The sequence below is a fragment of the Flavobacterium restrictum genome, from assembly GCF_007097245.1.
GTDB classification, from domain to species: domain Bacteria; phylum Bacteroidota; class Bacteroidia; order Flavobacteriales; family Flavobacteriaceae; genus Flavobacterium; species Flavobacterium restrictum.
The window spans coordinates 258,181-277,433 of the sequence record NZ_VJZT01000003.1 but is presented as its reverse complement, the minus strand read 5'-3'; the positions used below and the strand labels follow the sequence as shown (position 1 = coordinate 277,433).

Genomic DNA, 19,253 nt, shown 5'->3' with positions numbered 1-19,253 from the left:
CATTTTTTTTACAGCAAAAACCAGCGAATTTAATTCTTATTAGACAAACCAGAAATTCGCAAATAAGGTTCAATTTGCATGTCGTGACCAATAAAATCCTTGAAGGCTTTATTCAAATCAACACTGTTTCCTACTGATAAAATGTATTTACGAAAACGCTCCCCGTTGGCTCTGGTCATACCGCCATGAGTTTGCATCCAATCAAAAGCATTGTAATCTAATGTTTTAGACCAAGTATAAGCATAATATCCTGCTGAATATCCACCGCCCCAAATGTGAGCAAAATACGGCGTATGGTAGCGTGTAGGAACGGCGTCAACCAAAAGTCCGTAATGCTGTAATGCTTCTTTTTCGAATGCTAATGTGGGTTTAAAATCAGATTCTTTCTCGACACTGTGCCACGCCATATCTAATGTTGCAGCAGCTAACAACTCGGTTACTTGATAGCCTTTGTTAAAGGTTTCGGCATTTTTTATTTTGTCAATCAAAGCTTGCGGAATCGCTTCTTTGGTTTGGTAATGAATGGCATAATTTTTTAAAACTGTAGGGTCTAAAGCAGCATGCTCATTGATTTGCGAAGGAAATTCGACATAATCTCTTGGCACTGAAGTTCCTGAAAGTGTAACATAATTTTGGTTGGCAAACAAGCCGTGTAAGGTATGCCCAAATTCGTGAAACATAGTGGTAACATCATCAAAACTAATGAGCGATGGATTGCCATTTATAGGTTTGGCAAAATTATAAACGTTGACAATTACTGGTTTTTGTTTTAAATAATGGGATTGATTGACAAAATTGCTCATCCAAGCCCCACCGTTTTTATTATCACGCGTATAAAAATCCAAATAATAAATCGCAATCGACGCACCATCATTGTCGAATACTTCATACACTTTTACATCGGGATTGTACACGGGTAAATCGTGACGCTCTTGGAAAGTAATCCCATACATTTGTTGGGCAGCAAAAAAAACACCTTTTTCTAAAACGGCTGTAATTTCAAAATATGGTTTGATTTGACTTTCGTCCAAATCGTATTTGGCTTTACGAACTTGCTCCGAGTAAAAATCCCAATCCCAAGGTTCCAATTTAAAACCTCCTTTTTGAGCATCAATTATAGCTTGAATTTCTTGCGCTTCGATTTTGGCTTTGGCGACAGCGGGTACAGCAATTTTGGCTAATAAGTCCATTGCTGGTGCCGGAGATTGTGCCATTTGATCTTGCAACTTCCATTCGGCAAAGCTTTTTTTACCCATCAAAATGGCTTTTTGCAAACGCAAGCGAGCCATTTTTTCGAGCACTTCTCGAGTGTCTCCATCGTCATTTTTTTCGGCACGATACCATGATGCTTTGAATATTTTTTCTCTAGTAGCTCTGTTGGTCAAACTTTGCAAAACGGGTTGTTGGGTCGTATTTTGCAATCCTATCACGTATTTTCCGTCGTGACCAGTCTCCGTCGCTTTGGCTTTTGCGGCAGCGATTTCCTCAAGACTCAATCCCTCTAAATCAGCAGCAGTATCAAATAGTACCGCTCCATTTTTACGAGCAATTAGTAATTTATTGCTGTACAACGTGCTCAAAGTGGCTAATTCTTCGTTTATTTTTTTCATCTTCACCTTATCAGCATCGGATAAATTGGCTCCTGCTAATTCAAATTGTTGCAAATAATACTGCGTTAAGCGTTTGTCTTCACCATGCAAACTATTCAAATTCAAAGACTTAAACCGTTTATACAAAGTACTGTTTAGATAAATCTTATCCGTATGTGCCGAAAAAATGGGAGCATATTCTGCCTCGACCGCTTGCAAGGTTGAATTGGTATTGGATCCTGTTAAATTATAAAAAATAGTTTGCGCTCGAACCAAATCTACTCCAGCAGTTTCTAATGCCAAAACGGTATTTTGAAAAGTTGGTTTTGCAGGATTACTAGCCATTTTTTGAATTTCTTGGTCGTGAATTTTTAAACCATATTCAAAAGCTGGTTTAAAATGTTCGTCTTTAATAGTATTAAAAGGCGGTGCTTGGTACTGTAAGGTACTTTTTTGTAAAAGTGGATTTGTCATTTTAATAGCATTCTTTTGAGCAAAAAGAGTTTCTGTTGGCCATGAAGCGATCAAAAACACAGAAGTTGCCATGATGATTTTTGAAAAATGGTGCATGATACTGGTGTTTGTATTTAAGGGTATAAATGTACTTTAAAAAAGCAAAGTACACTTGTTGTGCCTCATAATTAACATTTTCTCCATTGCGATTTAAAACGCTATACCAGTCCGCTACTTGTATCAATTTTAGGAAATGAAAATGGATTTAGACCGAAAAAAACAGATTTTTCTAGTAAAAGTCTGTTTACCGTTATTGTAGTGTTAATAGTATTTGTGGATAGTCATATAAAAAGAATACCAATACTTGTTTATAAAACTGCTCCAAGAAAAAACTTTGTACATTTGCATCTTATAAAATAAAAAAATGAGAATTGATATTGTTACCGTTTTGCCCGAATTATTACGAAGTCCATTTGAAGCTTCGATTATGAAACGCGCCATAGACAAAGGAATTGTGGAAGTTCATTTTCATAATTTACGGGATTATACGACCAATAAACAAAAGAGTGTTGATGATTATCCTTTTGGCGGAGGCGCAGGAATGGTCATGACGGTGCAACCCATAGATGCTTGTATCACCCACTTGAAAAGCGAGAGAACCTACGACGAAATCATATATATGTCACCTGATGGCGAAACATTGAACCAGAAAATGGCCAACACGATGTCCATGTACGAAAATATTATTATTTTGTGTGGGCATTATAAAGGAGTAGATCAGCGGGTTCGGGATCATTTTATTACCAAAGAAATATCCATTGGCGATTATGTTTTATCGGGTGGCGAATTGGGTGCTTTGGTTTTATCCGATGCCTTAATCCGATTGATTCCGGGTGTTTTAAGTGACGAAACATCGGCGTTGACGGATAGTTTTCAAGACGGATTGCTTTCTGGTCCCATATATACAAGACCTGCCGATTACAAAGGATGGAAAGTCCCCGATGTTTTATTGAGCGGTCATTTTGCCAAAATTGACAAATGGCGAGAAGACACGGCTTATGAACACACCAAGAATAGAAGACCGGATTTACTTGAAGATTAAAAATTTATTTTAAATGTTGCATTTTAAATTTTAAAAGCCTTGTCAGAAGCTAATAAAAAATTTATAATTTATATCATAACTCAAAATTATTCTCTACTTTTGCACCCAAATTAGACCAACCTCTGGCGAAAACCGTGAATGTTGCTCTATTACAACCATATTAAAGTAATTATCATGGCAGATTTAATGAAATTCGTTAAAGACGAATTTGTAACAAGAAAAGATTTCCCTGTATTTGGAGCCGGAGACACAATAACTGTGTACTACGAAATTAAAGAGGGCGAAAAAACAAGAACACAGTTTTTTAAAGGAGTTGTAATTCAAAGAAGAGGTTCTGCTAATACAGAAACTTTTACAATCCGTAAAATGTCAGGTGCAATTGGAGTAGAGCGTATCTTCCCAGTAAACTTGCCAGCGTTACAAAAAGTTGAAATCAACAAAAAAGGTGCTGTTCGTAGAGCTAGAATTTTCTATTTTAGAGAACTTACTGGTAAAAAAGCAAAAATTAAAGATAAAAGAAGATAGTAATTCCTCTTTTTATTATAAAAGTCCTGACATTGTCGGGACTTTTTTTTTGGAATTTAGTTCCAAAATTCACGATTTGTGATTTTAAGGCTTATAAAAATAACAAATTCCGAATAACACGTTATTAATCTTAAAATTCGTGTTTTTCTTAAGGAATCAGCATCCTTTTAGAACTGATTTTCATATCTTTGTTCGCCTTATTTTTTTATAAAAAACTAAAATAAGATACTATTAACCTTGATTTAGATTATAAAAATAAAAAAATGACACAAAAAGCAAAAATTTTTTACACCCTTACTGATGAAGCGCCTTTATTGGCAACTTATTCTTTTTTACCAATCGTTCAAGCCTTTACAGCCACTTCGGATATAGAAATTGAAACCCGAGATATTTCTCTTGCAGGACGTATTATTGCTAACTTTCCTGAATTTTTAAAAGAAGACCAACGAACAGGAGATTCCTTATTAGAATTAGGACAACTGGCTACAACTCCAGAAGCAAATATTATAAAATTACCCAATGTTTCGGCATCGGTACCGCAATTAAAAGCTGCTATTGCCGAGTTACAATCGCACGGTTACGCATTGCCTAATTACCCTGAAGAACCACAAAATGACGAAGAAAAAAGTATCAAAAATAAGTATTCTAAAATTTTAGGTTCCGCTGTAAATCCCGTTTTACGCGAAGGAAACTCGGATCGAAGAGCTCCAAAAGCGGTAAAAAATTATGCTAAAGCAAACCCACATTCCATGGGAGCATGGTCAGCTGATTCCAAAACATACGTAGCGTCTATGGAAAGCGGGGATTTTTACGGAAGCGAAAAATCGATTACTGTAGCAGAACCTACTGATGTAAAAATTGAATTCGTAGCGAAAGATGGTACGACAACAGTTCTTAAAGCTAGCACACCATTAAAAGCCGAAGAAATTATCGACAGCTCTGTAATGAACTTGAACGCTTTGAAAAGTTTTGTTGCAAAAACCATTGCTGCTGCCAAGGAAAAAAACATATTACTTTCGGTTCACTTGAAAGCAACCATGATGAAGGTATCGGATCCTATTATTTTTGGAGCTATTGTTGAAGTCTATTTTGCCGCAGTTTTCGAAAAATATGCCGCTTTATTTACCGAATTAAATATCGACACCCGAAATGGTTTAGGCGATATTTATGCCAAAATTGCTGGAAATCCTTTGCAAGCAGCTGTAGAAGCAGCCATTAACCAAGCCATCGAAAATGGCCCTGCATTAGCCATGGTAAATTCGGATAAAGGAATTACCAATTTGCAAGTTCCATCGGATGTGATTGTAGATGCGTCAATGCCTGCCATGATTCGCACATCCGGGCAAATGTATAATAAAGACGGAAAGCAACAAGATACTGTAGCTATTATTCCAGACCGTTGTTATGCTGGAGTGTATACCGCAACAATTGATTTTTGTAAAAAACACGGTGCTTTTGACCCAACAACTATGGGAAGTGTTCCTAACGTAGGTTTGATGGCTCAAAAAGCCGAAGAATACGGTTCTCATGACAAAACATTCCAAATGAAAGCAGACGGAGTGGTGCGTGTGGTTGACACCAATGGCACTATCCTTATGGAACAAACCGTTGAAGCCAAAGATATTTTTAGAATGTGTCAAGCCAAAGATGCTCCTATTCAGGACTGGGTAAAACTTGCTGTAAACAGAGCTCGTTTGTCTGACACTCCTGCCGTTTTTTGGTTAGACGACCAAAGAGCGCATGACAGAGAGCTAATCATTAAAGTAAAAAAATACCTGAACGATTATGATACAACTGGTTTAGACATTCAGATTTTAAATCCTATCGAAGCCACAAATTATACATTAGAGCGTATCATCAAAGGATTAGACACCATATCCGTAACAGGAAATGTATTGCGTGATTATTTGACGGATTTATTCCCAATTCTTGAAGTGGGAACCTCTGCCAAAATGTTGTCTATCGTTCCGTTAATGAATGGTGGTGGATTGTTCGAAACTGGCGCTGGTGGATCCGCTCCAAAACACGTAGAACAATTTTCGGCAGAAGGCTATTTGCGTTGGGATTCGTTAGGCGAATTTCTTGCTTTAGGGGCTTCATTAGAACATTTAGGACAAACGTTAAACAACGCCAAAGCCCTTATTCTAGCCGAAACGCTAGATGTAGCTACCGAAAAATTCTTGGCAAACGATAAATCTCCAGCCCGTAAAATAGGTGAAATTGACAATCGTGGTTCTCATTTCTATTTAACAATGTACTGGGCCGAAGCCTTGGCTGCACAAGACAAAAATGCTGATTTGAAAGCTATTTTCATACCAATCGCTACTGATTTTGAACAAAATGAAACAAAAATAAATGCGGAATTAATTGGCGCCCAAGGCAAACCGCAAGCCATAGGTGGTCATTACCAACCTAATCCTGAATTGACCGAAAAAGCAATGCGTCCGAGTGCTACTTTTAAAGCCATTTTAGCTAAAATAGCTTAATTCAAATAATACTATACTTATGAAGACAACTGGAAACGGTTGTCTTTTTTTTTGGGGGAATTCTATTTTGAAACTTTATTGTTGGAGGCAAACTAGAATTTCTAAAATTATGATTTATCCTTTTAAATTAAGAAATACAAGCATTATATGATTCATTTAATTATCATTCCATTTGCAATCAAAAAAAATACATTTACAATTAAAAAACCAAACACTATGAATTTTAAAACCACACGTGTCACGAGCATACTGCTCTTTTTTTCAATTTTCGCTTTGGCGCAATCAACAAATCCAGTTCTCGATTTGTTTCCACAAGGCACAATTTTGCACAGCAACATTGCATATGTCCATGATACTTTGCAAAAACACAAGCTAGATATTTATTTGCCAGCTAACGCCAAAGCAAACCTACCACTCATCATTTGGGTACATGGAGGCGCATGGATGATGAACGATAAATATGCCGATATGAATTATATGAAAAACACCATTCAAGCCCTTTTGAAAAGTGGTTTCGCAATAGCTTCTATTGATTATAGACAAAGTACACAAGCCATTTTTCCGGCTCAAATTCAAGATTGTAATCTGGCAGTTGAGTATTTGTACCAAAATGCCAATACCTACCATCTTGACCGAAACAAATTTGGAATCATAGGATTTTCGGCAGGCGGGCATTTGGCTTCGCTATTGGCACTTTCGCAAAACAATGGAATCACCACTTTCATCACTCCAAATGCTAAAAAATCATTCAAAATAAAAGCGGTTGTTGATTTTTATGGTCCATCCGAATTAATAAGTCAAGCAATGGCAAAAGGCGGAATAGACAACTCTAAATCCCCCGAAGCAGTCCTATTAGGTGCCTCGCCAATAGCAAGACCTGATTTAGCAAAAATTGCCAATCCCGTAACCTATGTAGATAAAAATGATCCCCCTTTTTTAATTATTCATGGCGAAAAAGACGAATCCGTTCCGCCTAATGAATCGATATTATTAAGTTCTTGGCTAACACTTTCTGGCGTATCAAACGAAGTTATTATTGTTAAGGACGCTCCTCATTATGGCGTTTTGTTCGATGCAGAACCCATTCGATTAAAGGTAATTACTTTTTTAACAAAAACGTTACAATAAAAAAATTAGAATTATCAATTGATTTATACCAATACTAATTGTTCGCATTTAAAAATTTAGACGGCATTCCATAAATCTCAAAAACTTTTTTGCCAAATGACAAATACAGTAAAAAAAACTTTAAATACCTTTCCAAAATGAAAACACTTATAGAATACTTACTGCAATTTGGAAATTTAAACCCACAACAAATCGACTTAATTGCAAAGAAAGCAACAGAATTAAACCTTCAAAAAGACGAGTACTTTTCGGAAGCCGGCAAAATTTCTCGACAAGTAGGCTTTGTTATAGACGGAATAACCCGTGTTTGCTACTACAATAACAAAGGCGAGGAAGTCACCAAATATTTCATCGAAGAAAACAATCTTGTCGTAGATTTTGAGAGTTTTGACAATGAGATTTGCTCCTCGGCTTATGTGCAAGCCGTTACGGATTGCAGGCTACTAGTTTTTTCAAAAACCGATTGGCAGGAACTGCTCGATACTATCGTGGGCTGGGATACGATTGTACATAAAATCATTTCAAAAGCTTTGATGCAAAAAGTAGCACGAAGAAGTCCATTGGTTACCGAAGATGCTACGGAGCGTTATTTAAAATTTCTGGAAATATATCCCAATGTTGTCAATCGGGTTCCGCTTTCTTACGTGTCGTCGTATCTCGGAATTACGCAATCATCGTTGAGCCGAATTAGAAAAAACATTCGATAAATTGCTTTTTGCCAAATGACAAATGATTTGCTTATTAAAGGTTGCAATTTTGCCTCATTAATTTTAAAATGATAAAAATGAAAACCGTATTAATTACAGGAGCCAATAGAAGCATTGGCTTGGAAACAGCAAAACAACTTTCAGAAAAAGGATTATTCGTTTATTTAGGTACTCGTGACCTTGAAAAAGGCGAAGCAGTTGTAAAAGAATTAACCGAAAATGGGTATAAAAACATCAAAGCAATTCAAATTGATGTGACTAGTATTGATTCTATTTTGTCTGCCAAAACCATAGTGGAAAAAGAGCAAAGCAAATTGGATATTTTAATCAACAATGCGGGAATTCTTGGCACAAACCCACAACACACATTGGACACCTCCATTGAAGACATTCAAAAAGTATTCGATATTAATTTTTTTGGCGTAATCAGTGTTACACAAGCATTTTTAGAATTGCTCAAAAAGTCCGATAGCCCAAGAATCAGCAATATCACATCGGGATTGGGCTCATTGACCTTACACAGCGACCCAAATTGGAAGTACTATCCTTTTAAAACCGCAAGCTACGGAACTTCAAAGGCCGCTTTGAACGCTTACACTATTGTATTGTCGTATGAACTTAAAGATTTGGGGTTCAAAGTAAATGCAATCGACCCAGGTTACACCGCAACCGATTTTAACCATTTTAGTGGTCCTGGAACAGTCGAAAGTGCAGCAAGCTTCATCATTAAACATACCCTTACGGGCGAAAATGATCCAACTGGAAAATATTTCAGCAACGACATTGAGGATGAAACAGGAATAAGCCCATGGTAAAAAAGCAGTTTAACATACTTTTATAAACCATAATAAATGCGCAACAAAATTTGTTTCTGTTGCGCATTTGGCGAACCAATACTATTATAAAGGACAAACGCCTTTATAGATTTTTAGTCCCGAATTTCACAAATAATCACGAATTTGATTGTAATTAAAATTAAATTACACGAATTTCTTCCTCTGTTGCTGAATTTGTGCAGTTTTTGAGGTTGTGAAATTCGTGGCTAACTTTTTGTTTTAAAGCATTTGTACTGAACGATTCCCCCCTATCTTTCTTAAAATTAAATTATTTTTTTATAAATAAACGAACATTCATTTATAATTATTATTTTTGTCTCGTTTAAAATAAAAACCATGCGAACAAGAGATACCAACAAAGAGGAGATTGTAAAACAAAAAGCTATTGAAATACTTGTAAAACTGGGCATTGAAGGATTTGGAATGAATCGCTTGGCCAAAGAAAGCGGTGTATCTGTAGCCACTCTGTACATTTATTATACGGATAAAGACGACTTGATAAAAAAAATAGGAATCGAAATTGGACATAGTTTCTTTAGTGAAATGGGAAAAGATTTTTCGCCAACTATGCCTTTTAAAGAAGGTTTACGCAAACAGTGGGAAAACAGAGCACGATTTGCATTAAAATACCCGTTGCATGTAGCTTGTTGGGAACTCTTGAGTCACTCGAGTTACAGAGACTACATTCTGGAAGAAAGCTTATCCGATTTCAAAATCATAATGAATTCCTTTTTTAAAAATGCAATTGCCAAGAAAGAATTACTTCCCGTATCAGTAGAAGTATTTTGGAGTATTGCCTATGGCCCTTTGTACTCATTATTGCGTTTTGAAAACGAAGGCAAGAATTTTGGCGGAGGCCCCTTTAAACTCACTCAAACAATAGCAGACGAAACATTCGAATTGGTACTAAAAGCATTGACTCCCTAAAAAAATCAACTATGGAAAAATCTTTAGAGAACATATTGGTATTTGTGACCAATATAAAAACAGAAACGGACAAGCAAAAAATAATGTCCCCATTGGATAAAAATCCAGCAGTTTTAGAATGGAATATTGACCAAGAAGACATCGATTGTGTGTTACGAATTGTAAGCGAAACCCTATCCGAAGAACAAATAATAACACTCCTAAATCTTCACGATTTTGAGTGTAAACCTTTACAATAATCATACAAAAAATGAAAGAACAAAAACCACAAGCAATCCCATTTACAGGCTATCAAAAATTTGCTGTTTTTATACTAGCCGTAACGCAATTTACTGTAATACTGGATTTTATGGTCATGTCCCCATTGGGCGATATTTTAATGAAAACACTCGATTTAAAACCCTCCAGTTTTGGTTTAGTGGTTTCGGCTTATGCGTTTAGCGCTGGAATTTCGGGATTACTCACAGCAGGATTCGCTGATAAATTTGACCGAAAAAAACTCTTATTGTTTTTCTATATTGGTTTTATCTCTGGTACAATTCTATGTGGCATAGTCACTTCCTATCCTTTATTATTGATTGCACGAATCGTCACAGGATTATTTGGCGGTGTAATTGGTTCGATTTCTATGGCTATAGTTGCTGATTTGTTTACAATTCATCAACGAGGTCGGGTTATGGGTTTTGTGCAAATGGGTTTTGGTGCAAGCCAAATTTTAGGCATCCCAATTGGGCTATATCTTGCCAATGCTTGGGGTTGGCACGCCCCGTTTTTATGGGTAGCCGCAATGGCAGGAATTGTTGCGGTTGCAATTGCCCTTAAATTAAAACCTATTACTGCACATCTCGCTATTCAACAAGAAAAATCAGCGTTTACCCATTTGATGCACACTATTGCCAAAAAGGAATACCGAATTGGGTTTACAGCTACCGCTTTACTCTCGATTGGTGGCTTTATGATGATGCCTTTTGGTAGTGCATTTGCCATTAATAATTTGCACATTACCCAACAACAATTGCCTATAATATTTATGATTGCGGGCTTGTCCTCATTGATTGTAATGCCGTTAATAGGGAAATTAAGCGATACAATAGACAAGTTCAAAATATTTGCATTTGCCTCCATTTGGGCAATGGTTATGATAGGTATTTATACTAATCTTGGGGAGACGCCACTATGGTTAGTTGCCATTTTAAATGTACTAATGATGATGGGAATTATGAGTCGTATGGTACCGTCTACAGCACTAGTAACCGCAATTCCTGTTGCCGAAGATAGAGGTGCTTTTATGAGTATTAACTCCTCATTGCAACAAATAGCAGGAGGTATTGCAGCTGCTTTTGCAGGAACAATTGTGGTACAAAAAAACAAATGGAGCCCACTAGAACATTACGATACATTGGGAATTATTATTATTTTTATCTCGCTACTATCCATCTTTTTATTGTATCGTGTGAGTGGCGTTCTAAAAAAGAAAAACGCTACCGAAAAATTATAATATCAAATTAATTGCTTAAAGTTTCCATACTTCTATTGCATACTATTTTAAAGACCAAATAAAAAAAAACATTCCAAAAAAAATAACTATTGGTAGAAAGTAATTGGATGGCAATCTCATAACATCTTTAAAAAAAGTACCTTTGAGTTCCTCTTTGAATGCATTAACCTTACCTTAACATTTGTTTTTGTAACAAATCTAGCAAAGAATCGTTTACTTTATAAATTAATAAAAATGGCATGAATTTGAAACCAAAATACATTTACGCAACCTTTTTGTCATTAATTTTTACAGTTCTTTTTTCGCAAGAAAAAAATACTGCCGAAATAAACAAGCAAAAAACAACCTTAAGCGGAACAATTACCGACAAGAACAGCAACGAAACCCTGATAGGAGTCAACGTTTTTATTCCCAAATTAAAATCAGGTGTAACCACCAATGAATATGGTTTTTATTCGATTACGGTTCCAAAAGATAGTTACGAAATTGAAATTTCCGCATTGGGTTTTCAAACGATAAAACAGATTGTCGATTTGAATCAAAATACCAAATACAACTTCCAATTAAATAGCGAGGAAAATGTATTGAAAGAAGTCATAGTTACCAATGATCGGACAAAAACGGACATCCGAAAACCAGAAATGAGCGTCAATAAACTCTCGATTGCGACTATCAAAAAAATGCCAGTTGTCCTTGGCGAAGTCGATGTAATCAAATCTATTTTATTGCTTCCAGGAGTTACTAATGCTGGCGAAGGCGCTTCGGGATTTAATGTTCGAGGTGGCGGTGCCGATCAAAATTTAATTTTATTAGATGAGGCTACCATTTTTAATTCCTCACACGTTTTTGGGTTTTTCTCGGTTTTTAATCCAGATGCTATTAAGGATTTAAAACTATACAAAGGCGGTATTCCAGCTCGTTTTGGTGGAAGAGCGTCCTCTGTTTTAGACATTTATCAAAAAGATGGTAATAGCAAAGGTTTTCATGTAAATGGTGGTATCGGACTCATCACCAGTAGAATCCTAGCCGAAGGCCCATTGGTCAAGGATAAAGGATCATTCTTAATTGGCGGACGAGCCTCTTATGCGCATTTATTCCTGAAATTATCCAAAGACCAAAAAGACAATTCTGCCTATTTTTATGATCTGAATACGAAATTAAGCTACAAACTCAATCCAAATAATAATTTGTATTTATCGGGTTATTTTGGTCGAGATGTTTTTAGTCTCAACAAAAGTTTTACCAACATTTATGGGAATGCAACGCTAAACTTACGTTGGAATCACCTATTTTCGGAAAAGCTATTTTCAAATTTATCCTTAATTTATAGCGATTATTATTATGGTTTGGATTTAGATTTTGTTGGATTCAAATGGGATTCAGGCATCAAAAACTACAATATTAAATACGATTTTAAGCATTATCTTTCGGATAAATTCAAACTCAATTATGGTGTCAATGCCATTTATTATGATTTTAATCCAGGAACAATTGTCCCTTCTACTGCTGAATCGGGAATTAATGCCGATCAATTGGACAAAAAATACGCTTTTGAACCCGCCTTGTATATTAGTGCCGATCAAGATATTTCAAAAAAAATAACACTTTCCTATGGTCTTCGTTACAGTATGTTTTATCGTTTGGGTGCTTCAACAGTAAATAGTTACGAGAACAACAATCCTGTCACATTCAATTCGGATTTGCAACTTTATGAAAAAGCAACACCCACGAGCACACAATTTTATGATAAAAACAAAGTAATCAAAAGTTTCAATTACCTAGAACCCCGCTTTTCGGCAGTGTATCAATTCAATGATGACCAATCCGTAAAAGCCAGTTACAACCGCTTGGTACAATATTTACAATTAATTTCGAATACTTCCTCGCCTACTCCACTCGATGTTTGGACTCCAAGCGACAAGTATATTCAACCTCAAATAGGAGATCAGGTAGCATTGGGTTATTTCAAAAATTTCAAAGAAGGCGCCTATTCCTTGGAAGTAGAAACCTATTACAAAAAAATAAAGAACAGACTCGATTATATTGATGGGGCAAATTTGATTGCTAACAAAGCGATTGAGCAAGTAATTTTAAACGGAAGAATGCGTGCTTACGGTCTCGAAATCATACTCAAGAAAAACGAAGGCAAACTCAACGGTTGGATTTCGTACACCTTATCCAAATCACAACAACAAACCCCAGGTAGAACACCAATAGAATCGGGGATTAACAACGGACAATGGTACAATTCCGTTTACGATAAATTGCACAATATTGCTATTACCAGTTCCTATACGTTGAACGAAAAATGGTCTTTTGGTGCTAATTTTGCCCTTCAAACGGGGCAGCCAGTAACCTATCCAGAGGGACAATACGAGTACTTGGGAATAACAGTTCCTAGTTATGGTTTGCGAAACGAAAATCGCCTTCCCACTTACCACCACCTTGACATTGCTGCCACATTAACGCCTCGAAAAAATGCAAATCGAAACTGCAAAGGCGAATGGGTTTTTAGTATTTACAACATTTATAATCGTAAAAACGCAGCTTCAATCAATTTCAGACAAAATGTAGATACCGGCAGTAACGAAGCTGTAAAAACATCCATTTTTGGTATTGTACCCGCAGTTAGTTATAATTTTAAATTTTAATTTACATGAAAAAAATAACAGTATTACTCATCAGTATACTTGCCTTAATGCTCTTTAGTTGCGAAGAAGTAATTCCTTTGGATTTAGATACAGCCGCACCAAAACTAGTGGTTGAGGCAGCTATCAACTGGCAAAAAGGTACTTCTGGAAGCAAACAGAAGATTAAATTAACCACCACAACAGATTTTTATAGCACGGAAGTTCCAAAAGTTTCTGGAGCAATCGTTCGGGTTACCAACAGTAGTAATACCGTTTTTACATTTGTAGAAATTCCAAAAACGGGCGAATACGTATGTTCTAATTTTAAGCCTGTACTTAACGAAACTTACACCTTAACTATCATCAATAAAAACGAAACCTACACCGCTACCGAAACATTAAAAGCAGTAACACCAATAACCAAAATTGTACAAAATAATCAAGGTGGTTTTACAGGTAAAGACATAGAAATCAAAGCTTTTTATAATGACCCCGCTAGTGAGGCTAACTATTATTTGTACAAATATGTCTATTCTAATCAGTTAAAATCTAATTATTATACGGATGAAGATGCTTTTTTTGATGGCAATGAATTTTTCAGTATTTCGCAGAATGACAATTTAAAAGCAGGCGATAAACTCGAAATCACCCATTTTGGGATATCTAAACAATACTTTAATTACATGAGCGTATTAGTCAGCATTGCAGGAAATACAGGCGGGAGTCCATTTCAATCTCCACCAGCAACTGTTCGAGGAAATATAATTAATACCACGACGACAACCAATTATCCGCTAGGTTATTTTTCATTAAGCGAAATAGATACAAAAAACTATACAATTGAATAATAAATAATTAATCTAATCACTGTCTGATTTAATTTTACAAACCAAATACTAAAATAAAGAACTTATTTATTTAAAAAATCAATGCATTCCAAGAAAATGATTGCAATGCCATAAGCTCATTCTATGGTATTAGCAGTAAAAATTTACAAAATCAATACAAGGATTTTTAGGCGATTTTAAAATTTGGTATTAAAAAAATAGGCAAAAAAATGGCAGCTTTCCTCTAGAAATATTGAAAATGTTCATCAATAGACAAAACCTCCTTATACAATGGAATATACCATTTTAACAAACAAAGTTGCCAAAGATAGAAAAAGAGCTAAAGTAGCAATGGTTACAACTTACACCGAAACGGTAATTGCAATCATTGAAAAAGCCTCTTTTAAAAAAAAACTAGTCACACAAATCACTCTAAATATGGCAGAAAATATGTGACTAATTGCCAAGAAATATTTACCAAACGCAACTCATGTTACCAATCGTTTTACTGATTAGTTTTATTTAATTTTGGAATTCGTAATACTTCTTTACTAAATTCACGTTTAAAAACAGCTACAGCAGTGTTTAAAAAAATAAGAACCAAATACCAGTGGAAAGCAATAGATCAGGAAAATGAAGCTATGGAAAAAGTCAAGAAAAACAATCAAAGGTTTCAAATCCAAAGTCTTTACCAATAGGGATACTCTTATTCCATTACTGGCTAGAAGTCGTCATTTCTTGTACAACCATAATGAATCATCCCCAAACCATATTAAATTATTTTGATGACAGGAGTACAAATACATCGTAAGTAATCATTCAATACTAAAATAAAAGCATTTAGATCTCAATTTAGAGGAGTCAGAAATATAGAATTCTTCCTTTTTAGATTAACTACTATTTATGCTTAATTTTTATCGCTCCACAGGTTTTGGGATTGATACGAAGTACACAACGATCCGGTTGCCAGTCATAGCTATAAAACAAAAAAACCCTCATCATTTGATGAGGGGTTTTTCTAAAGAAAGGCGACGACATACTCTCCCACATAACTGCAGTACCATCTGCGCAGGCGGGCTTAACTACTCTGTTCGGGATGGGAAGAGGTGAGCCCCGCCGCAATAACCACCTTAAGAGGTTATAATTGCTTTGGGCAATCATTTGCAAGTCGTAATTCGTAATTTCGAACTCGTAATTGCAATAATATCTTAACATATTGAGATAAAGAATATAAATTGTCATCCTGTAAGGATCTAGAAAGTTTCTCCCCCACACCGTAATGTGGGGAAAAGGGTGTACATAAGCTTACGGATTATTAGTACTACTCGACTATGACATTACTGCCTTTACATCTATAGCCTATCAACGTGGTCATCTCCCACGATCCTTAAAAGAAATCTCATCTTGTGGTGGGTTTCGCGCTTATATGCTTTCAGCGCTTATCCCTTCCAAACGTAGCTACTCTGCCATGCTCCTGGCGGAACAACAGATACACCAGAGGTTTGTCCAATTCGGTCCTCTCGTACTAGAATCAGATCCACTCAAATTTCTTGCGCCCACAGTAGATAGAGACCGAACTGTCTCACGACGTTCTGAACCCAGCTCGCGTGCCACTTTAATGGGCGAACAGCCCAACCCTTGGGACCTTCTCCAGCCCCAGGATGTGACGAGCCGACATCGAGGTGCCAAACCCCCCCGTCGATATGAGCTCTTGGGGGAGATCAGCCTGTTATCCCCGGCGTACCTTTTATCCTTTGAGCGATGGCCCTTCCATGCGGAACCACCGGATCACTATGCTCTACTTTCGTACCTGATCGACCTGTATGTCTCTCAGTCAAGCTCCCTTATGCCATTGCACTCTACGCACGGTTACCAAGCGTACTGAGGGAACCTTTAGAAGCCTCCGTTACTCTTTTGGAGGCGACCACCCCAGTCAAACTACCCACCAAGCAATGTCCCCCACAAAATGGGGTTAGGCCTCAGATAAACAAAGGGTTGTATTTCAACAATGACTCCACAACGCCTAGCGACGCCACTTCACAGTCTCCAACCTATCCTACACATCATTTATCCAAGGTCAATACTAAGCTATAGTAAAGGTGCACAGGGTCTTTTCGTCCCACTGCGGGTAAACGGCATCTTCACCGTTACTACAATTTCACCGAGCTCATGGCTGAGACAGTGTCCAGATCGTTACACCATTCGTGCAGGTCGGAACTTACCCGACAAGGAATTTCGCTACCTTAGGACCGTTATAGTTACGGCCGCCGTTTACTGGGGCTTCATTTCAATGCTTCTGGTTGCCCATAACATCTCCACTTAACCTTCCAGCACCGGGCAGGTGTCAGGCCCTATACTTCATCTTACGATTTTGCAGAGCCCTGTGTTTTTGATAAACAGTCGCCTGGACCTCTTCACTGCGGCCAGCATTGCTGCTGGCGACCCTTCTCCCGAAGTTACGGGTCTATTTTGCCTAATTCCTTAGCCATGAATCTCTCGAGCACCTTAGGATTCTCTCCTCGACTACCTGTGTCGGTTTGCGGTACGGGTACTTATAATCTGAAGTTTAGAGGTTTTTCTTGGAAGCCCTTAGGCGCACTATCTCTTTAACCGAAGTCTCCGAGTACTATCGTATTTCCCCAAAACCCGTGGATTTGCCTGCGGGTCTTATAGGTAGGTACTTCAACGAACTATTCCGTCAGTTCGCGGCGCTTTCATCACTCCGTCACCCCATCACAATTATAACTAGTACGGGAATATTAACCCGTTGTCCATCGACTGTCCCTTTCGGGTTCGCCTTAGGTCCCGACTAACCCACAGCTGATTAGCATAGCTGTGGAAACCTTAGTCTTTCGGTGTGCGGGTTTCTCGCCCGCATTATCGTTACTTATGCCTACATTTTCTTTTCTATCCAGTCCAGCTCTCCTTACGAAAAACCTTCTACCCTGATAGAATGCTCCCCTACCACTTTGTAAATAAATACAAAATCCATAGCTTCGGTAATATGTTTATGCCCGATTATTATCCATGCTCGTCCGCTCGACTAGTGAGCTGTTACGCACTCTTTAAATGAATGGCTGCTTCCAAGCCAACATCCTAGCTGTCTGGGCAGACAAACCTCGTTCTTTCAACTTAACATATATTTGGGGACCTTAGCTGATGGTCTGGGTTCTTTCCCTCTCGGACTTGGACCTTAGCACCCAAGCCCTCACTGTCGTGTATATTATATAGCATTCGGAGTTTGTCAGGAATTGGTAGGCGGTGAAGCCCCCGCATCCAATCAGTAGCTCTACCTCTATATAACTAAACCACGACGCTGCACCTAAATGCATTTCGGGGAGTACGAGCTATTTCCGAGTTTGATTGGCCTTTCACCCCTACCCACAGGTCATCCGAAGACTTTTCAACGTCAACCGGTTCGGACCTCCACACTGTGTTACCAGCGCTTCATCCTGCCCATGGGTAGATCACACGGTTTCGCGTCTAACACTACTGACTAAAGCGCCCTATTCAGACTCGCTTTCGCTACGGATCCGTGGCTTAACCACTTAACCTTGCCAGCAACGTTAACTCGTAGGCTCATTATGCAAAAGGCACGCCGTCACCCCACGAAAGGGCTCCGACCGCTTGTAAGCGTATGGTTTCAGGATCTATTTCACTCCGTTATTCACGGTTCTTTTCACCTTTCCCTCACGGTACTGGTTCACTATCGGTCTCTCAGGAGTATTTAGCCTTAGCGGATGGTCCCGCCAAATTCAGACAGGATTTCTCGTGTCCCGCCCTACTCAGGATACCACTATCTATTACACTTATTACTTATACGAGGCTATCACTCTCTTTGGCTCTACTTTCCAGTAGATTCTAATTCTTTGTGCATAAAATGTCGTGGTCCTACAACCCCAAAATTGCCGTAACAACTCTGGTTTGGGCTAATCCGCGTTCGCTCGCCACTACTTACGGAATCACTTTTGTTTTCTTCTCCTCCGCCTACTTAGATGTTTCAGTTCAGCGGGTTTGCCCACCTATCGGTGTACTATGTCTTCAACATAGTGGGTTGCCCCATTCAGGTATCTACGGATCAATCGGTGTGTGCCCGTCCCCGTAGCTTTTCGCAGCTTATCACGCCTTTCATCGCCTCTGAGAGCCAAGGCATCCCCCATACGCCCTTATTTTGCTTATTGTACAGCTCTTGGCTATTGGCTATTCGCCTCTAGCTTCCAAGCTAATTGCTAATAGCCAATGGCTAAAAACAATGCTTTCTACTTTTTATTATTTCTTATCTCAATATGTCAATGAACTTTATTTTAGCTATTGGCTTTTGGCACTTGGCTTTGGCTTTTTGCTAAATACTAAAAGCCAATGGCTAATAGCGTTTGTGGAGAATAACGGAGTCGAACCGTTGACCTCCTGCGTGCAAGGCAGGCGCTCTAGCCAGCTGAGCTAATCCCCCAATTTATTATGAATTGTGAATTATGAATTATGAATTGTTGTAATTCCTAACCTTTCAACCCTAGTATTTCCTTTCAATCTATTTTTATGAACGTG

At 37.7% G+C, this 19,253-nt stretch carries 13 protein-coding genes, 1 tRNA gene and 2 rRNA genes; 12 read left to right on the top strand and 4 right to left on the bottom strand.

What is annotated here, in order from left to right:
* Window positions 1–29: 29 nt before the first annotated feature.
* Window positions 30–2,159: a M3 family metallopeptidase gene (locus FNW21_RS05020; protein ID WP_144255645.1), complete on the bottom strand. Its 2,130-nt coding sequence runs from the start codon at window positions 2,157–2,159 to the stop codon at window positions 30–32.
* Window positions 2,160–2,466: 307 nt separating this feature from the next.
* Here FNW21_RS05020 and trmD point away from each other — a divergent pair, with 307 nt between their 5' ends.
* The 12 genes from trmD to FNW21_RS16280 all read left to right on the top strand — a co-directional run bounded on the left by trmD (window position 2,467) and on the right by FNW21_RS16280 (window position 15,164).
* Window positions 2,467–3,144 (top strand): tRNA (guanosine(37)-N1)-methyltransferase TrmD, encoded by a 678-nt coding sequence (gene trmD, locus FNW21_RS05015; protein WP_144255644.1) that lies wholly within the window; start codon window positions 2,467–2,469, stop codon window positions 3,142–3,144.
* Between the two features lie 174 nt (window positions 3,145–3,318).
* Window positions 3,319–3,669, top strand: coding sequence for a 50S ribosomal protein L19 (gene rplS, locus FNW21_RS05010; RefSeq protein ID WP_144255643.1), 351 nt, complete (start codon window positions 3,319–3,321; stop codon window positions 3,667–3,669).
* A gap of 263 nt (window positions 3,670–3,932) precedes the next feature.
* Window positions 3,933–6,155, top strand: a complete 2,223-nt coding sequence (locus FNW21_RS05005; RefSeq protein ID WP_144255642.1) for an NADP-dependent isocitrate dehydrogenase — start codon at window positions 3,933–3,935, stop codon at window positions 6,153–6,155.
* Between the two features lie 216 nt (window positions 6,156–6,371).
* Window positions 6,372–7,283 carry an alpha/beta hydrolase gene (locus tag FNW21_RS05000; protein WP_144255641.1) on the top strand — a complete coding sequence of 304 codons (912 nt, stop codon included), beginning with the start codon at window positions 6,372–6,374 and terminating at the stop codon, window positions 7,281–7,283.
* Between the two features lie 137 nt (window positions 7,284–7,420).
* Window positions 7,421–7,990 (top strand): Crp/Fnr family transcriptional regulator, encoded by a 570-nt coding sequence (locus tag FNW21_RS04995; protein ID WP_144255640.1) that lies wholly within the window; start codon window positions 7,421–7,423, stop codon window positions 7,988–7,990.
* A 77-nt stretch (window positions 7,991–8,067) separates the two neighbouring features.
* On the top strand, window positions 8,068–8,805 hold the full coding sequence (locus FNW21_RS04990) for an SDR family NAD(P)-dependent oxidoreductase (RefSeq protein WP_144255639.1): 738 nt from the start codon (window positions 8,068–8,070) through the stop codon (window positions 8,803–8,805).
* A 357-nt stretch (window positions 8,806–9,162) separates the two neighbouring features.
* The gene (locus FNW21_RS04985) at window positions 9,163–9,753 is read left to right on the top strand and encodes a TetR/AcrR family transcriptional regulator (protein WP_144255638.1); all 591 of its coding nucleotides are present in this window, start codon (window positions 9,163–9,165) and stop codon (window positions 9,751–9,753) included.
* An 11-nt stretch (window positions 9,754–9,764) separates the two neighbouring features.
* Window positions 9,765–9,992 carry a hypothetical protein gene (locus FNW21_RS04980; protein ID WP_144255637.1) on the top strand — a complete coding sequence of 76 codons (228 nt, stop codon included), beginning with the start codon at window positions 9,765–9,767 and terminating at the stop codon, window positions 9,990–9,992.
* Between the two features lie 11 nt (window positions 9,993–10,003).
* The gene (locus FNW21_RS04975) at window positions 10,004–11,251 is read left to right on the top strand and encodes an MFS transporter (protein WP_144255636.1); all 1,248 of its coding nucleotides are present in this window, start codon (window positions 10,004–10,006) and stop codon (window positions 11,249–11,251) included.
* A gap of 239 nt (window positions 11,252–11,490) precedes the next feature.
* Window positions 11,491–13,902 (top strand): TonB-dependent receptor, encoded by a 2,412-nt coding sequence (locus tag FNW21_RS04970; protein WP_144255635.1) that lies wholly within the window; start codon window positions 11,491–11,493, stop codon window positions 13,900–13,902.
* A gap of 5 nt (window positions 13,903–13,907) precedes the next feature.
* The gene (locus FNW21_RS04965) at window positions 13,908–14,729 is read left to right on the top strand and encodes a DUF4249 domain-containing protein (RefSeq protein WP_144255634.1); all 822 of its coding nucleotides are present in this window, start codon (window positions 13,908–13,910) and stop codon (window positions 14,727–14,729) included.
* A 270-nt stretch (window positions 14,730–14,999) separates the two neighbouring features.
* Window positions 15,000–15,164, top strand: a complete 165-nt coding sequence (locus FNW21_RS16280) for a hypothetical protein (RefSeq protein WP_185963883.1) — start codon at window positions 15,000–15,002, stop codon at window positions 15,162–15,164.
* A 567-nt stretch (window positions 15,165–15,731) separates the two neighbouring features.
* Here the strand turns inward: FNW21_RS16280 and rrf are convergent.
* From rrf to FNW21_RS04945, 3 genes are all read right to left on the bottom strand, one after another.
* Window positions 15,732–15,841 (bottom strand): 5S ribosomal RNA (rrf, locus tag FNW21_RS04955).
* A 162-nt stretch (window positions 15,842–16,003) separates the two neighbouring features.
* Window positions 16,004–18,889, bottom strand: a 23S ribosomal RNA gene (locus tag FNW21_RS04950).
* A 195-nt stretch (window positions 18,890–19,084) separates the two neighbouring features.
* Window positions 19,085–19,158: transfer RNA gene (locus FNW21_RS04945), tRNA-Ala, on the bottom strand.
* Between the last annotated feature and the right edge of the window lie 95 nt (window positions 19,159–19,253).

Coding starts and splice junctions, on each gene's coding strand:
- FNW21_RS16280 (WP_185963883.1), top strand. CDS start 15,000: ATGGAATATACCATTTTAACAAACAAAGTTGCCAAAGATAGAAAAAGA.
- FNW21_RS04975 (WP_144255636.1), top strand. CDS start 10,004: ATGAAAGAACAAAAACCACAAGCAATCCCATTTACAGGCTATCAAAAA.
- FNW21_RS04985 (WP_144255638.1), top strand. CDS start 9,163: ATGCGAACAAGAGATACCAACAAAGAGGAGATTGTAAAACAAAAAGCT.
- FNW21_RS04980 (WP_144255637.1), top strand. CDS start 9,765: ATGGAAAAATCTTTAGAGAACATATTGGTATTTGTGACCAATATAAAA.
- trmD (WP_144255644.1), top strand. CDS start 2,467: ATGAGAATTGATATTGTTACCGTTTTGCCCGAATTATTACGAAGTCCA.
- FNW21_RS04990 (WP_144255639.1), top strand. CDS start 8,068: ATGAAAACCGTATTAATTACAGGAGCCAATAGAAGCATTGGCTTGGAA.
- FNW21_RS05005 (WP_144255642.1), top strand. CDS start 3,933: ATGACACAAAAAGCAAAAATTTTTTACACCCTTACTGATGAAGCGCCT.
- FNW21_RS05020 (WP_144255645.1), bottom strand. CDS start 2,159: ATGCACCATTTTTCAAAAATCATCATGGCAACTTCTGTGTTTTTGATC.
- rplS (WP_144255643.1), top strand. CDS start 3,319: ATGGCAGATTTAATGAAATTCGTTAAAGACGAATTTGTAACAAGAAAA.
- FNW21_RS05000 (WP_144255641.1), top strand. CDS start 6,372: ATGAATTTTAAAACCACACGTGTCACGAGCATACTGCTCTTTTTTTCA.
- FNW21_RS04995 (WP_144255640.1), top strand. CDS start 7,421: ATGAAAACACTTATAGAATACTTACTGCAATTTGGAAATTTAAACCCA.
- FNW21_RS04970 (WP_144255635.1), top strand. CDS start 11,491: ATGAATTTGAAACCAAAATACATTTACGCAACCTTTTTGTCATTAATT.
- FNW21_RS04965 (WP_144255634.1), top strand. CDS start 13,908: ATGAAAAAAATAACAGTATTACTCATCAGTATACTTGCCTTAATGCTC.